Origin of the sequence: Dyadobacter luticola (genome assembly GCF_005860805.1) — a bacterium.
Classification (GTDB): domain Bacteria; phylum Bacteroidota; class Bacteroidia; order Cytophagales; family Spirosomataceae; genus Dyadobacter; species Dyadobacter luticola.
On sequence record NZ_VCEJ01000002.1, the window covers coordinates 2,117,358 to 2,133,113 of the forward strand.

Below are 15,756 nucleotides of genomic sequence, written 5' to 3' on the forward strand. Positions count from 1 at the left end.
TGAATTCAGCCTATCACGGCTTGATCACCTTTGCCAATGCGGCCGGGATTTTGAATAAATCGTAGTCCTGGTCGTAGATCAGGTACTTGTTATGCCACACGGGCGAGAATTTCTCTTTGTAGTCGCGCAGACCTTTATAGTGTGAAAACGTACGGATTTTTTCGTAGGCAAATTTCATTGAACGCTCGGGGAAATTACGCGGGTCGGCGATGCCGGATAGCGGCGCAAAACCCAGATTTACAGCATTGTATCCTTGTTTTTTTAGATAAAGAAACATTTCTACCATCAAAAAATCGATCACACCATTGGGCGCGTCTTTTGTTTTCCGGATCAGGTCGTAGGTTGCTTCTCCCTGGGCGTAATCGGGAATTATGTTGAGGAAAGCGACGATTCTGCCCACATCACTTTCAACGGTTACGATTGTCTGGTGGCGTAGCTCTTCGGTCACGAACATTCCCTGCGAAAATACGATCTCGGATCGCCCGGTATCTGCCAGCCACTCGTCGGAAACTTCCTGCAAAACATCGAGTACGACATCTTCGAGCGGGGCTTTGTAAATTTTGGCATGAAAACCTTTCTCAGAAATTTTCTTCAATGCATTGCGGATCGACTTGCGCGCGCCGCCTTCCAGGGAAAAACCAGTTAAATCCACTACTCCCTCCTGCCCCAGAAAAAGTTTGCCTTTTTTAGGAAAAAGAAAAAGGTCTTCTTCCGGCACGCGATAGTAGCAGCTTTTTAGACCACGCTGGAAACAATACCGGTCAAAGGCCGCAATGCAATTGCGCAGCGATTCCGACGGACCCACCGGACTTTCAAGCACGACGGCGAAACTTCCGGCAATGCGGTAGCTCAGGAATGCATCCCCATTTTCTTCCCGAAAAATGAGCTTATCCGGGTAAGCTTTGAAATAATCGAGCGCCGAATGTCCGTACTTTTCGATCTGGCCTTTTGCCCATTTCAGGTCTTCTTCTTCCTGGGTTAATTTTAAAAAATGCGGCCTGACGAGCGTGTAAGTCAGAAATGCGATACTGGCCACGCCGCCGACATTAATGGAATACAAAAAGTGGCGCGCAAACGGATCCCTGGCCACCATCCCGCCGCTTCCCAGCAGAAAGAATTGCTGGAATGTATACCGAATCGATTCTTTCCAACTGAACTCAATCCCGAAATGCTTTTGATCAAGAAAATAAAATCCCACAAAACCATACACCAGCACCGCGAGACAACTCAGCAGCGTCGTCTGCACCCCGACGATCCCAAGCCGGCGACTGTTGCGGATATAGTATTCTTTTCGTGAAATGTAAAGGATTACCGCTACCGCGACAGAGAAGATAGCCTCCTCGTAATCAACCGCTTTGGTGAGGTTACCAACAACCGAAATACCGCAAAGCGCCATGGCAAAATACCAGGCCATCCGCAGACCTTTCAGCATAAACGCGGCGGTGACCAGCAAAAACAAGCCGGCGATCAGAACGAAATAATTGGAGACCGTCATCGCGTCCAGCGGCAGAAAATGTTCCAGAAAACGGAGCCGGTGGGCAATGGCAGGCGTGAGTACTGAAATAATGTTAACGATGCCGAGCAAGAGCAGCAGCAGAGCCGGAAATACCCGCATGAGCAGCTTGTTGATATGAAGCAAAAAGCTGGCTGCGCCGGCCAGCAGAGGCAGCCAGAATTCGAGAAACCGGTAAAATAAGGTGATCGAAAGCGCCGCCGCATCGCTGTAACCAAACCGCGTCAGCATATACGACATGGATACTTCTACGGCACCGAGGCCGCGTAGAAAAGGGGATACGATCAGGAAAATGACGGCGGTGATGTAGGCCAGCGCGGCAGCGGGAAGCGAGGGTTGCTGGTGTAAGGCGACCATCGCAATGTAAATGTGCGCGATGCCGGTCAGCTCGATCAGCACGCTGTACCAGGTGACCTGGATAAAATGTTTTTTATCGATCTTATTGCTGCTGAGGTCATTGAGAAATGAAACCAGCGACGGGAACCGGTCCAACAACTTCCTGTACACATATCCCTGGGAAGCTATCGACTTGTAAAGCAGAAAAAGCAGTGCAATTAATATCGATACGGACAGCAGCGCCGCCCACTCTCCCGCGCCAATGCTTCCCCGGATGATGGCCCAGACAAACACAGGGATCGCAACGATGACGACCGATAAAATGCCGACGAATGCATACACGGAAGATGCAAAGTGGATCTGGCTTTTGCTAATGCCCTTTTTTTCAATGGAAGCCGTAAAAAATGCGAGCGACGAAATGCCGCCCGCCGGTAAAAAAACGCTGACAAAATTGCGTTTGAGAAAAAGGATCACCGAATCGCCCAATGTTACGTTACTGCCCGTCGCCGCAAATGACCCGACGTACATGAACCCTTGCAAAATTATATAAACGACCGTCAGTAAAATGCCCAGGCCCAGCCACTGCCAGCCCGAAGCGGACAGCGTTTGCCGGACCTGATGCAATTCCGTTTCCTGGTGGTGAAAAAACCAGATTCCCAGCGCGATAAAAAAGACCGTAAAAATAAACTGCCCAATGATCCGCGCATTTTCACGCAGATACTGCATTCCGTTTCGTCTGATCAGCGAGAGCGCATGGAAGGCTTTTTTCATCGGAGGCAAGTGGTATGAAGACCGGTTTGTGTGTTTACTGTTTCAATTTAACAGTAATTGATCATATACCACTTGCTCCCCGCTTGAACAACTTCCTCATCTTCCCTGCGTCACTTCACGTCGGGATTAACCACTGCCAGGTCGGTAGCTCCGGCCCAGCCGTCGGAAAGCACTTTTACCACGCCGCTTTCGCTCACATTCAATAAAGAATTTCCACTGGTGATCAGAAGATTTTTTCCGTTACTCGCCAACTGGGCATTGGTAGCGTAAGAAGTGTTGGTGTGCAAGACAGGAGTTCCTGAAACAAGGTCGATCCTGTAAAGTTTTCCGGACGGGCGCAGCGCATATACCTTGTCTTTTAATGTAACCAACTCAGTGGTACCCTGGTATCCGTAGCCAATCGGTGATGAACTGGTGCCGGTAAGTGACACGCGATACAGAACATCGCCACTGATAATGAACAGATTTCCAGATGCATAAGTAATGGCCGAGGCGCCTTGCCACAGTTGTCCGCCGAGCTTCTCAGGATTTCCGCCGCCCCACGGAAATGCAAACCGCAGGAGATACCCGTTTTGTAGCGCATACAGATTTTTATTGGCATAGGTAAACGCCTTGATCGCAGATGTTCCCTGAGGAATGACCCAGATCGGGTAGCCGCCGGTACCCGATTTTTTATTCATCTCAAACAAATAACTTTTATCGGCCACGTACAGATATTCCGAAGTTGCAAACATTTTCTTGTAGCCCGGCAGGTAACCCGCGTTTTCCACTGTCCGGCCCGTAGTTGAGTCGCCGAGGTAAATGTTGTCTTCTTTTCCGATCAGTACATTTGAATACATGGCGATGATCGCATCCACATCGGTAGGCGAAAGATGATCACGCTGTACGGTAAATGTTTTATTATCCATCGTCGTCATTACCGGCTGGCCGTTATTGGAATAAGCCCAGGAATCGAGCATCATGATGGATGTAAAATCAAATTTGCGGTAAGGCAGCGGGTCGTGTGTGTTGTCGGAGAATTTGCCCACGTTTTGCATATCTGCCGGGTCCATATTATTAGCATTTATTTTAACATAGGAATTCCTGTCGGGCCGGGTATGCTCATGGTACATCCCGATGGTATGCGCCAGCTCGTGCAAAACCCCGCCTTTGGTGCCCCATGGTGGTAGCGTCACAAACTGCTGCCCGCCGACCGGGCCTACCGACGAAGCATAGCCGCGTCCTACCTGGAATGTCACATAGTTCACCCGGATAAGCGGCGATATCGGGAATGGGTTAGAGCGATTATTTTTATCCCTAAACCGAAGCTGCGTTTTAGATTCAATCTCCGCCATCGCCGCCAGTATCACCTGCTTATCTTTGACAGACGCATCGATGGTGTAAGGAATTGTATTGTTGCTCCATAGTGAAGTCAGTTTCGTAAGAGCATCGGTCCGTGCGTTACCGGTGTGTTCCAACTGCTCCGGCGATAAAATGATATCTCCTTCAAATACCGCCTTTCCGTCAATTTCCGCGTAAGTAATTTCTGTGCCCCGTAACACGCCTTTTTTAATTTTCCCCTTTTCGCCGGGATAGGCCAGTTCGGGCGCTATTTGGTCAATCGGCGGTTTCTGAGCAGATTCTACCGGACTTTCCGGCTGCATTTCCCGGCACGAAAACAAGTATAATGCGGCACCCAATGCCAGGGTTGTCTTGGAAAATTTTCGAATGTGTTGCATGGTTTCAGCGATTTAAAAAGATTTGACTTTGTCTGTCTGTTTCTGACTCACGAAACTAAATCAGACAGCAGCCGGGGGAGGTTTCTAATCGATGAACGACCGCTCAAAATCGCTGAAAGAGAACCTGACGGGTATAATTACGCACAAAGCTGTCCCGAATCCCCCTTCTATTTGCTCCGAATGCCTTCACGACACATTGCCACATTCGTCTATTTTTGTCGTATCTCAAATCATCACCTGAATCCGAAAAATATGAGAAAAGTAATCGCAGCGATCAACATGACATTAGATGGGTTTTGTGATCATACCGCCGTCGATCCCGACGCGGAGGTTCATGACTACTACCGTGATTTGATAAAAAGTGCGGATCTGGCGCTTTATGGGCGGATAACCTATCAATTAATGGAATATTGGAAAGACCTTGCCGCCAATCCGAGTGGCGAGAAATCGATGGATGAATTTGCGGTGGCGATGGACAACATTCCGAAAGTGGTATTCACCAGAACATTACATGATACGGATTGGAATAGCGCCAGAATCGCTAAGCAGGATCTCAAAACAGAGATTCTGGAATTGAGGCAGCAACCGGGCGGCGATATTCTGGTGGGCAGCCGGAGCCTGATTATCAGTCTGATCAACCTTAGCTTGATCGACGAATTTCAAATCATGATACACCCGGTCATCGCAGGAGGTGGCCTGCCTTTGATGGACCAAATCAAAGACAGGACTATGTTGAAGCTCGCAAAAACCAAAACTTTCAACTCCGGTGCGACCCTGCTTTTTTACCAATTTCCTGGAAAGCAGTAATCGTAGCTGAACGCTAATGTTACTCGCTCCGCAAACTTTTTACCGGATCGGTCAGCGCGGCTTTGATGCTTTGAAAACTCACGGTAAGTAACGCAATACCCATCGCGAGCACGCCTGCCAGCACAAAAACCCACCATTCAATGTCCACTTTGTAAGCAAAGTCACTGAGCCAAAGGGTAATACCCCACCATGCGATCGGAGAAGCGAGTACTAATGCAATAAGAATCAGTTTTATAAATTCCTGTGAAAGCAGCCCCACAACACTGCCGACCGATGCGCCGAGCACTTTGCGGACGCCGATTTCCCGGGTGCGCTGCTCCGCCGTGTGCGTAGCCAGGCCGAACAATCCGAGGCAGGCGATGAAAATCGTCAGGCTGGAAAAGAGGGTCAAAACTTGCTCTATTTTTTGTTCACTGACATATACCTGCTCAAATCGGTCGTCCAGAAATGAATAGCTGAAAGGTGCAGCCGGTGAGAATGCTTCCCATTTTTGTTTGAGTGAGGCCAGGAATTCCGGCAGTTTCTCGGTGCGCGTTTTGACAATGATATTCCCTGAATTTCTGCCTAGGAACATGACCAGAGGCCCGATCTTTTCACGAAGGGATTCAAAATGAAAGTCGCGGACCACACCAACCACACGATAGTATGTTTTCACGCCGTGCTCGTCTGTACTGCCGATCAGCTCCCTCCCGATCGGATTTTGCTTCCAGCCCAAGGCACTCGCCGCAGTTTCATTGATGATCACGGCGGCAGAATCGCTGGGGAATTTTTCTGAGAAATTCCGGCCCTGCACCATTTGCATGCCCAATGTGGGAATGTATTCATGATCAACATAATAGAACCGGCTCATGACGCCTTGCTCCGGATTTTCCTTGGTCATAACGGTCGTATTGTCCATCATGGAACTTCCTACCGGCACCTGCCCCGAAATGCTTCCCCGTACCACTTGTGGCGATTGAAGGATCTGGTTCCGAAATACCGCCTCATTATTTTGCAGCATGTTGGTATTCTGGATAACAAGCACCTGCTCACGGTCATAACCTACTTTCTGGCTTTGCATGTAGCGCAGCTGCCGGTCCGCAATAACGGTGGCAATGATCATGGTAATGGTGACAAAAAACTGGAATACCACGAGCCCGCTCCGAAGATTAAAGCTTCCGCGTGCCGCGACCATCCGCCCTTTCAAAACCAGGACAGGTTTGAAAGAAGACAAATAAAGCGCCGGATAGCTACCAGCCAGCAAGCCCACAAGCACGGTACCTGCGATCAAGCCTGTCACAATGTAAGGGTTAGTCAATGAATTGATGGTAAGTGCCTTACCAGTCAGCTGATTGAAGAAAGGCAGTGCCAAAGCGACCACCAGTAAGCCGACTAAAAGCGCTACCGTCGCCAGCATAACTGCCTCTATCAAAAACTGCTGCCGCAGCTGACTTTTTACCGAACCGAGCACTTTGCGCACCCCCACCTCGCGCGACCGCCGGACCGCCGTAGCCGTCGATAAATTCGTGAAATTCACGCAAGCGATCAGCAGCATAAATGCAGCGATGGCCGCCAGCACATACACGTACATAATGTTTCCGCCAGGATTCGAGTCGGTTTTGGAATATAAGTGAATGTCGGTGAGCGGTTTAAGAAAAACCCCGAAATCATCACCTTTTGCACGAAATTGTTTTGGGCTGATTTTTAAAAATTGCTGTAATTCAAGCGCTATCTGCTTTTCGGCCAATTTTGCAAGTTTGGCATTGACACGTTTGTAATCATAATGCTCAGGCAAAAGCAGATAAGTTTCGTAGTTGATCCGATAAAGCCACCCCGATCCGTCGACTTGCTGGTCCTCGCCGGTTAATGTACCCAGCATATCGAATTTGAAATGCGAGTTAGCCGGTACATTTTCGACGACGCCGGTTACCCGGTAAGGCGTTTTGCCACTGCCAAATGATAAAACTTTCCCAATCGGGTCCTGGTTACCGAAATATTTCCGGGCAGTTTCCGCAGTCAAAACCACCGTATTTGGCTCGGTAAGCGCTTTTTTAGGGTTTCCTTTTAAAAATGGAATGGTGAAAATATCGAAAATGGAAGAGTCGGCAAAAAGTAAATGATCCTGCTTGAAGGAAGTGTTTTCATAGCTGACAAAATCACTTCCATTTCGGGTGCGGACTACGCTCAGCGCTTCCGGCAATTCCTGTTTGATGTCCCGCGCGGCATTTTGGCCTAGCATCGCATCATTGAAATCTTCTCCGTTCAACCGCAATTTCAACCCAACCCGCACAATCCGGTCGGCCTTTTCGTGAAAGCGGTCAAACGAAAATTCATCCTGCACGTACAGCATGATCAGGATGCAAGTCGCCAGCCCGATCGCCAGCCCGACGATATTGACACTGGTTGAAACTTTTTGGCGTTGCAGGTTTCGGAGCGTGATTTTCAGATAATTACGGATCATGGCTAATTTTAAACTTGAAGTGGCATCTTGGAAATATTCCTGTTTACTCGATTTTCTTTTACGCACGAAAGGCGGCAGCACCGAAATGACATTCAGCAGATAACGAAGCGCTGCCTGATTTTTGCCATAACGTTGATGCCAATACGCATACAATTCGCCCAGATCCCCTTCCACTTCCTCCAACGTATTTTCAGGATGCAGCCGGGTCAAAAGCCAATGTATCCAGCGGGGCGGTTTCATGCAATTTGATTAGTTTCTATTTTATCGTACAAATGTGGTGCCATCAAACAAAAACGCCTCTCCCGCATAGGAAAGGCATTTTTCAAGCTAAATCAGTAGTAATTGCTGTCCGCAAACGGACATTAAATGTTCTTCAACGGACAAGGGAAAATTTATCAAAATGAAATAGCGTTTCGGGTTGTTTTAGAAAAGGGTTTCGCGACGAGGAGATGCCAAAGGCTGGTTTTGATTTCACCCAACTCTTAAATAATCAGCCCGAAAATCCTAGTTCTAAAACACAAAAAACCGCCTGCAAGCAAAACTTACAGGCGGCTTTCTATAACAAAAATGTTGCAACTTACTCAGCCGCAGCTTCTTCATTAACATAGCTTTCGGCCAGTTCGGTTAGCAACTTGTCTGTTGTACCTTCCTGATCCAATGTTTGTTGCAGCAGGTCGGCTACGTCCTGGTGGCCCAGTGTGACGGCGATGTTGCGCAATGTTCCGTAGGATGAGATTTCGTAATGTTCCACTTTTTGTGCTGCCATGATCAGACCACAGTCGCGTACCATGGTGCCTTTGTCGGTGCTTTCGATGATCTCTTCACCTTCTTCGATCAAACCTTCCATCGCTGCGCATTTTTTGGCTTGTGCCTTTTTGCCCAGCATTTCGAATATTTGTTCCAGACGCGCTGCATGCTCTTCTGTTTCGGCAGTATGTTGTTCAAATGCAGATTTCAATTCCTCAGAAGTCGCACTTTTTGCCATTTTTACCAAAGCTTTGGCCAAATGCTTTTCTGCCCAATAAATATCTTTCAAACCGTCGGTAAATAGTTCGTCCAAACGTGCCTGATCGGCTGATGTAATTTGATTTTTTAACTTGCTTGTAGTTTTCATGATTTGCTGAATTTTGAAATTTAGCCGCGTCTTGAAAATTATCATGCCAGCGAATTAATAGCAGCTTAGGTGAATAAAGTGATAAAAAAGCGGGTGTTTCAGCTCAAATTGGGATATCCTCTTTTATTTTTGACAAAAACTACGTCCCATACTAACTGAAAAACATGAAGAACTCCCGCCGTCAATTTATCGCAGGCTCACTTACATTGGCCGCGGCATCGGCCACAGGCTTAGCATCCGCCGCCGAAGCAAATACCATCTCAGAGCCCGCAAAAAGCAAATATCCGGTGGTACACCACGTATTTTTCTGGCTCAAAAATCCGGGTTCCACCGCCGACCGCGACCGCATTATTGAAGGCTTGAAAACATTGAGAAAGATCGAAACCATCAAGGAATTGCGCATTGGCGTGGTAGCGAGCACCGAAAAACGGGATGTTGTAGACAACAGCTGGGGCGTTTCCGAGCTAATGTTTTTCGAAAACCTCGAAGGCCAGGCCGCCTACCAGGTCCACCCGATCCACCAGCAATTCATCAAGGATTGCAGCCACCTTTGGGACAAGGTGATTGTGTACGATGCACTGGATGTTTAGACGATTCCTGGATGTGTAGGTGATCATTTACAGAGCCGTGCCTTTTCTTATTAATTCAGGCACGGCTTTTTAGCTTTGGATCCTGCCGCTCAAACTGCTTATTAACATATGAAAAAAATATTAATTTCTCTTTTCATAATGATACCTGTGTTTCGTGCAGAAACTACAAGATATGAACTTAAAAACCCGTCTAAGGTAAAATCGACTCGTCTGGAAGTGTTCGAAGTCCCAGCAAACTTTAACTGGGCTGGAAATCTCTCTTCAATAGCAAATAAGGAGTGTATCATTTCCAGGGTGCATAAATTTTCTTCTGAAATAAATTTGCCGAAAGGAATTAAATTAACCTTTAAGCCTGGCGGAAAGCTCATTTCCACAACTTTACAAAAAGTTCAAAATATCGATCTCAATTCATGGACGACGAAAAGAGATGTATCAATCGTTAGTACGAAAAGTTTCTCGGCAAAAAAGAACGGTCGTGTTTCTGCTAAAAATGTGCTGACTACGGGAAAAGTTTATACTATTCATATTAAAGGATCAACATCCGGAAGTATTGAGGTATTAAGTACTTCAAGTCTTACAACTTTTATTCCGGCACAGAAAGGCCAGTTCGATGTATCATACACCCTTAAATATGATGAGTCTTCCAATGCGATTGATATCAGATCGGTTGAGGAAGGCAATACCACAATTGATGCTTTCGAAGTAATTGAATCAAATAGCATTAACTCACCCTTTGGTTATGGAAGTGCCGAAGAGGCGTCTTTTCCAATTATTAATAATATTAAAGGTAATCAAGCATTAACAGGTGCAGCCTTATCAGGCATGTTCAAGATGACCAATGACACTGTTGAAATGTCTGATCTATTTACAGATAATTACCCTAGCTTTTTTTTCGATTCATTTGTAAAAACAAAATTTCGATTTGATAGGAATATGGTTCAGACCGGAGATTCTGAGTTTTCTGTAAATAAGGATATTTCTAGCCAAAAATTTATTAGAAATAAGGGCCTTTCAGAAGGCTGTGCCATAGAAGGTCTTAATCATGTTTCTATAACTAATCTTTTCACATTTGCCACCGGTGATTTCTCTATTAGTGGAATTTCTATTGTGAAAGGTCGAATTAATATTTGCAATTTATATCCTGGATTACGACCACTAAAATTTAAAATAGAAAATGTAAAAGGTATAGATGTACGTATCGGCAATGAGTTTCCGCACTCGTCAGCAAAATCGCTGATGACTACTCCGCTATTTTCAAATGTGCAATTGCGCTCAACAGCAGGCAAATTGAATACCGTTTATTTATTCTCTACTGTCAATGCGGTAATGACGGACGTTCAGTTTTCATTTGATAATTACAAAAATGAGGGAGGTCAGCCGCTTATCATTTTAAGTTCTTTAAATGGGAAATACACAAATATCAGTTCTGACAAAGGTGATAGTGGAATGATGTTCTGCATGTTTCTACCTAAAAGTTTAATACCTGCAATAGATTGGGTTGAAAGTCACGCAATGGATTTTAAGGGATTTGAAGGCAATTTAATACATGGTGGCAATATGACAAATATGCCAGAAGAAGGTTTTACATGTGATGCAACAGATTCAAAATCTCCGACGGTAACCATGAACCGCAATAGATTTCAAATAACTAAGGTAACCGATGGAGAACATGTAGTAGTAAAGGCTAATTATCAGGACAAGCAGTTTCAAACGTGGATCAATACAATGATGACTTCGATGACGAAAGGAAAGGCAGGTAACTACTCAAAAATAGTGTCTGTTGTCAGGGCGAAGGATGATAATGATTTCACGAAATTCATCATTACAGGTCCGACGGCCTTTTTTAAAGACGCTGCCATTGGTGATAAATACTGTGTAAACTATGCATTTTATAATAACATAATAGAAGACATGACATTTACAAATTGTAGAGTGCCAATCTTGTTCTACCTGTATTCCTATAAAAATATTGTCCGCCGAATTACCGTCAGAGGCGGATTTAAATCATCAAAATCTGGAATTCGTCAACTCTCATATTCGGGGAGAAGAAAGAGAGTTTATCTTGCTTGGAGCATTGACAATGTATTTGAAAATTGTGATCTAGATGGGAACGGATTTCAATTTGAAGACTCAAAAAATTCCCAAGAAAAGATCAACCCCTGGCTTACTGCTGATCCTGAGCCATTTGAATCCGACATTTCTGAAGATTCTGAAATGGGTACAATTATTCGAAACAACACCATACGCAATGCTCCTATGAAGTTGCAGGGATTGCGAAATGTGACATATCAAGGTAACAAGCTCATAAACGTGAAAGAGGAAATTACTGACTGTACTTTCCTTGTAAACTCAAACAACGCAGGTAGTATGGCCACCAGCGAAATTACCGCTACTGCAAACGCCCGACAAGCTAGATCCTCAGTTGCAAGTGCTGCGACACGGTCCACTGACGTGACTCAAATCAAAGAGACAGATAATGTTCGGCCAGTCAGAGGTAGTTTCAGGAGTTTGCCTAAAAATTTAACCACACTTCAAATTAGTGACACAACTTCTCTTATTGATGGAAAAATCTCTGAGCTTCCAAGAAGTCTTACTTTCATCTCGTTAAAATTCCCTATCGCTTATAATTTTACGCCAGTGATAAGGGGCGATCTTAAAGACCTACCTCCTAATTGCACTTACTTCCAAGATGAGACCAATGGCGGTTACTACACCTACTCATCCAGAAAGTGGCCTGAAAACATGAGAAAAGTGCTTATACGAATTTCTGTCAGGAACTCTTGGAATTCTGGCATGATCGACCAACTGCTCAATGATCTCGCTGCGACGTCCTGGACAGGTGAGAAGATAATTGACTTGACAGGTATACTACCGAAAAGGACATCTGCCTCCGATTCGGCGGTGAGCACATTAGCAAAGAACGGGGTGAAGGTGCTTACAAACTAGATCCAAATGCTGTGCACTAGTAAATCGTCTTGAACATTAGAGGATTTTTAAAGCATCACATTTGAACTTTGCGAACTATTTTTATCATCATATCAATAGTTCGCAAAGGGATCTTTTTTATCGGTTGGAAATCAGGCCGGCGCCTGATTTTGAACAACCCCAGGTTACCGAAACCTGACCCCATGATTTCAAAATTTCACCCCAAACAAAATAAGCGCAAGAACATCTCTCTGTAATTTAGCGGAAGCTAACTTCCTCATATTATATGAATATTTCTTTCTTGCAAGCTTTTAACACACCACAACATTCAGGTCAGAAAACCAGCCAGTCGGGGGACAAGCGCAGCTTTACGGCATTTAATTCAATTTTTGGAAAAATAAAATCAGCAGGGATTCTTTTGTTTTTCCTATATATATGGTCCTCCTGCGGTGCCTACAAAAACATTCCCTATTTCAAAGATTTAAGACGCGATTCGGCCATTGTTGAAAGCGTTAATAATTTTTCCCCTATCACCATTCAGCCCGCCGACATTTTAGGAATTGACGTCAACAGCCGCAATCCTGAATCTTCTTCCATTTTTAATCGCCCGGTGCAGATGAGCACCAACAGTAATATGGTCAATCCGGCCGTCGGTTATCTGGTAGATCAAAATGGTTATGTACAACTTCCTTTGATTGGCAATTACAAAGTATCGGGACAAACCAGCTCTGAAATCCGTGAAAAGCTGACGGAAAAACTACTCACTTTTTACAAAGATCCGGTGGTCAATATCCGGATTCTAAATTTTAAAGTGGGTGTTTTTGGCGATGTTATGCGCCCGGATGTTTACACATTCCAAAACGAGCGCGTCACGATTACACAGGCACTTACCCTGGCGGGTGACCTCAATATCACTGCGATGCGCAACAACATTACGCTCGTCCGGGAAGAAAATGGAAAGCGGGTTTTTATTCCTATCGACCTGACTTCCAAGAAAGTTTTCGAGTCGCCTTATTATTATTTAAGAAATAATGATGAGATCTATGTGCAGCCCGACCGTACCAAATACGCGACGGTTGACCGCGGTTACCGAATCACGAGCCTCGTACTTTCCGGATTATCGATCATTGCCATCGTTCTTTCAAACTTATACAGGTAATTGAACATGAATGCATCTCAGGCTTCTTCACCAGCGGCTGCCGCACCGCCGCCGGGAGGAGGAAAAACAGACAGTATTAAAGCCTATATCAGCAAATGCTTATATCACTGGCCACTTTTTGTGATCAGTGCAATTATTGCTGCCGCAGGTTTTTATGCTTTTCTTCAAATCATCAAACCGATTTATGAAGTAAAGGCTTCATTAATTATCAAGGATGAAAAGAAAAGCCCGAATGATGCGTCTCCCCTGCACGAAATTGATGTCCTGAATTTGTCCAGGATTATTGAAAATGAGTTGGAAATTTTGAAATCCAAAAAGCTGATTGGTCATGTGATCGATGATCTGGAATTGGATATACATTATCAAAAGGTAAACCAGATTGGTGAAACTGATTTATATAAAACCAGCCCGGTACATTTAACATTATTAAAAGCAACCGGCGATTATAAAAAAGCCGAAGTGAGTATTGTTGTAAAAGACAGCAATACCTTTTTTGTGCAAATGCCGAGTGATAGTTTGCAGGAATTTTCATTTGGTCAGGAATTGACAAACAGTTTCGGGACCTGGAAACTGGAACCGGAGAAAAACCTGGATGCATTTAAAGGTGCGACCATTAAAATATTCATTTTTGATCCGGAGGCGCTGGCAATTCAGTATCAGAATAAAATCAGGGCCGATCTTTCCAATAAATTTTCGACCACGGTTGTGCTCGGACTGGAAGATACCGATCCAAACCGGGGGAAGGACATTCTTAACCGCCTGATTTACAATTATAGTCTAGCAGGCGCCCAGGAGAAAAACCGGAAGGCAAAAAGCACCATCGATTTTATCAACACGCGGCTCGATTCGCTCAGCCGCGAACTGGGTAAGGCGGAAAAAGGCATCGAAACTTTTAAGAGCAGCAAAGGCCTGACGGACATCAGCGCTGCGTCGAAGATCAGTCTTGAAAACATGCAGTCCAATGATGCCAAACTCAATGAGGTGAATGTGCAGCTGAGCGTGATTGAAGGCATTGAAAGATACATTAATTCTTCTCAAACCCTTGGAAAAGCGCCTGCAACGCTCGGAATCGAAGATCCGGCCCTGAGTAACCTCATCGAAAAACTGGCGCAACTTCAACTCAACCGCGAACAACTGCTCGCGACCACGCCCGAAACCAACCCCGATTTTGAAGCGATCAACCGGCAGATTGCCACGACCAAGGGAGCGATCCGGGAGAATGTTGAAAATATAAGGGCATCTTTATTGAATACGCAAAGACAACTGATGTCCTATAATACGCGTTTCGAAACGTTGATCCGGGACATTCCGGTGCAGGAACGGCAGTATATCAGCATTAAAAGAGAGCAGGCTACGAAAGAAAGTCTTTACAATTACCTGAACCAAAAACGGGAGGAACTGTCTGTAAGTCACGCCAATACGTTGGCAGAAGACCGGATTGTGGACGACGCATACGCTGGTCCGCCTAAGAACAAGGCAAAAATGCTCGGCTTCATCGCGGCGCTCGCGTTTGCACTGGCATTGCCGGCCGGACTGATCTTGCTCAGGACGATTTTGAGCCCGAAAATCACTGACGTTCAAGAGATTAAAGATTCGCTGGGGCTGCCGATACTGGGCGAGCTGACATTCCACAATTCCAACGATCCGATTGCGGTAACCGATTTCAGCAGTACCGTCATCGGCGAGCAGTTTCGGGCGCTACGCATCCAGCTACATTATTTATTTGATGAAAAAGAGCACGGTCGGGTCACCTTGGTGACGTCCAGCGTTTCGGGTGAGGGAAAAAGTTTTGTGAGCAGTAACCTGGGTATCGCACTGGCGTTGTCGGGACGCAAAACGATCATTCTTGAACTGGATTTGCGTAAACCCAAAATCCGTGAAACGCTCAACTTGACCGGCATGCACGCGGGAATGAGTGATTTTCTGAGAGGTGAATCGCCGCAGTCCGAAGTGATCCAATCGTCGGGGATTGACCCTAATCTGGATGTGATCAGCAGCGGCTCGGAAGTGTTAAACCCCTCTGAATTGCTGGAAAGCAAATATTTGAAAATCCTGATAGAAAACCTGCGCGGCACTTACGACGACATTATCATCGACAGCCCGCCGCTGCACCTCGTGCCCGACGCCATGATCCTTTCCCGACTGAGCGACATTACATTATACATGGTCCGCCAGGGTTTTACGCAAAAATCGGAGCTGGATTTCATCAGCGACCTGAATTATAAAAAGCGTCTGTTCAACATTAACATTGTTTTTAATGGTGTGCACAGACAAAAATATGGCTATGGCTACGATTACGACCGCAGCTATTATCACAAAACCAAAAGTGGGCTCGGCTCTCTTTTTTATGACTTCACGGACCGTTTCTGATCGCGCGGAAACA

General features: G+C 45.6%; 9 protein-coding genes. 5 read left to right on the forward strand and 4 right to left on the reverse strand.

The window, feature by feature from the left end:
- Window positions 1–13: 13 nt before the first annotated feature.
- The gene (locus FEN17_RS08920) at window positions 14–2,620 is read right to left on the reverse strand and encodes a phosphatidylglycerol lysyltransferase domain-containing protein (protein WP_138364911.1); all 2,607 of its coding nucleotides are present in this window, start codon (window positions 2,618–2,620) and stop codon (window positions 14–16) included.
- A gap of 110 nt (window positions 2,621–2,730) precedes the next feature.
- A complete protein-coding gene (locus FEN17_RS08925) occupies window positions 2,731–4,338 on the reverse strand; it encodes a M12 family metallopeptidase (protein ID WP_138364912.1) in 1,608 nt (535 codons plus the stop codon).
- Window positions 4,339–4,590: 252 nt separating this feature from the next.
- On the opposite strand from FEN17_RS08925, the gene FEN17_RS08930 reads away from it, so the two are divergent.
- Complete coding sequence (locus FEN17_RS08930; protein ID WP_138364913.1) at window positions 4,591–5,145, forward strand: dihydrofolate reductase family protein; 555 nt, start codon at window positions 4,591–4,593, stop codon at window positions 5,143–5,145.
- A 19-nt stretch (window positions 5,146–5,164) separates the two neighbouring features.
- On the opposite strand, the gene FEN17_RS08935 is transcribed toward FEN17_RS08930, so the two are convergent.
- A complete protein-coding gene (locus FEN17_RS08935) occupies window positions 5,165–7,825 on the reverse strand; it encodes an ABC transporter permease (RefSeq protein WP_229208740.1) in 2,661 nt (886 codons plus the stop codon).
- 337 nt (window positions 7,826–8,162) lie between these two features.
- Entirely contained in the window at window positions 8,163–8,699 is a 537-nt protein-coding gene (locus tag FEN17_RS08940) for a YciE/YciF ferroxidase family protein (RefSeq protein ID WP_138364914.1), read from the reverse strand.
- A 164-nt stretch (window positions 8,700–8,863) separates the two neighbouring features.
- On the opposite strand from FEN17_RS08940, the gene FEN17_RS08945 reads away from it, so the two are divergent.
- From FEN17_RS08945 to FEN17_RS08960, 4 genes are all read left to right on the forward strand, one after another.
- The gene (locus FEN17_RS08945; protein WP_138364915.1) at window positions 8,864–9,289 is read left to right on the forward strand and encodes a Dabb family protein; all 426 of its coding nucleotides are present in this window, start codon (window positions 8,864–8,866) and stop codon (window positions 9,287–9,289) included.
- 108 nt (window positions 9,290–9,397) lie between these two features.
- The gene (locus FEN17_RS08950) at window positions 9,398–12,235 is read left to right on the forward strand and encodes a hypothetical protein (protein ID WP_138364916.1); all 2,838 of its coding nucleotides are present in this window, start codon (window positions 9,398–9,400) and stop codon (window positions 12,233–12,235) included.
- A 265-nt stretch (window positions 12,236–12,500) separates the two neighbouring features.
- Complete coding sequence (locus FEN17_RS08955) at window positions 12,501–13,373, forward strand: polysaccharide biosynthesis/export family protein (protein ID WP_138364917.1); 873 nt, start codon at window positions 12,501–12,503, stop codon at window positions 13,371–13,373.
- 6 nt (window positions 13,374–13,379) lie between these two features.
- On the forward strand, window positions 13,380–15,743 hold the full coding sequence (locus FEN17_RS08960) for a GumC family protein (protein ID WP_138364918.1): 2,364 nt from the start codon (window positions 13,380–13,382) through the stop codon (window positions 15,741–15,743).
- Window positions 15,744–15,756: the final 13 nt, after the last annotated feature.

Bases quoted from the DNA above. Each gene is read 5' to 3' on its own strand.
- FEN17_RS08960 (WP_138364918.1), top strand. From the start codon at position 13,380: ATGAATGCATCTCAGGCTTCTTCACCAGCGGCTGCCGCACCGCCGCCG.
- FEN17_RS08935 (WP_229208740.1), bottom strand. From the start codon at position 7,825: ATGAAACCGCCCCGCTGGATACATTGGCTTTTGACCCGGCTGCATCCT.
- FEN17_RS08940 (WP_138364914.1), bottom strand. From the start codon at position 8,699: ATGAAAACTACAAGCAAGTTAAAAAATCAAATTACATCAGCCGATCAG.
- FEN17_RS08920 (WP_138364911.1), bottom strand. From the start codon at position 2,620: ATGAAAAAAGCCTTCCATGCGCTCTCGCTGATCAGACGAAACGGAATG.
- FEN17_RS08945 (WP_138364915.1), top strand. From the start codon at position 8,864: ATGAAGAACTCCCGCCGTCAATTTATCGCAGGCTCACTTACATTGGCC.
- FEN17_RS08930 (WP_138364913.1), top strand. From the start codon at position 4,591: ATGAGAAAAGTAATCGCAGCGATCAACATGACATTAGATGGGTTTTGT.
- FEN17_RS08950 (WP_138364916.1), top strand. From the start codon at position 9,398: ATGAAAAAAATATTAATTTCTCTTTTCATAATGATACCTGTGTTTCGT.
- FEN17_RS08925 (WP_138364912.1), bottom strand. From the start codon at position 4,338: ATGCAACACATTCGAAAATTTTCCAAGACAACCCTGGCATTGGGTGCC.
- FEN17_RS08955 (WP_138364917.1), top strand. From the start codon at position 12,501: ATGAATATTTCTTTCTTGCAAGCTTTTAACACACCACAACATTCAGGT.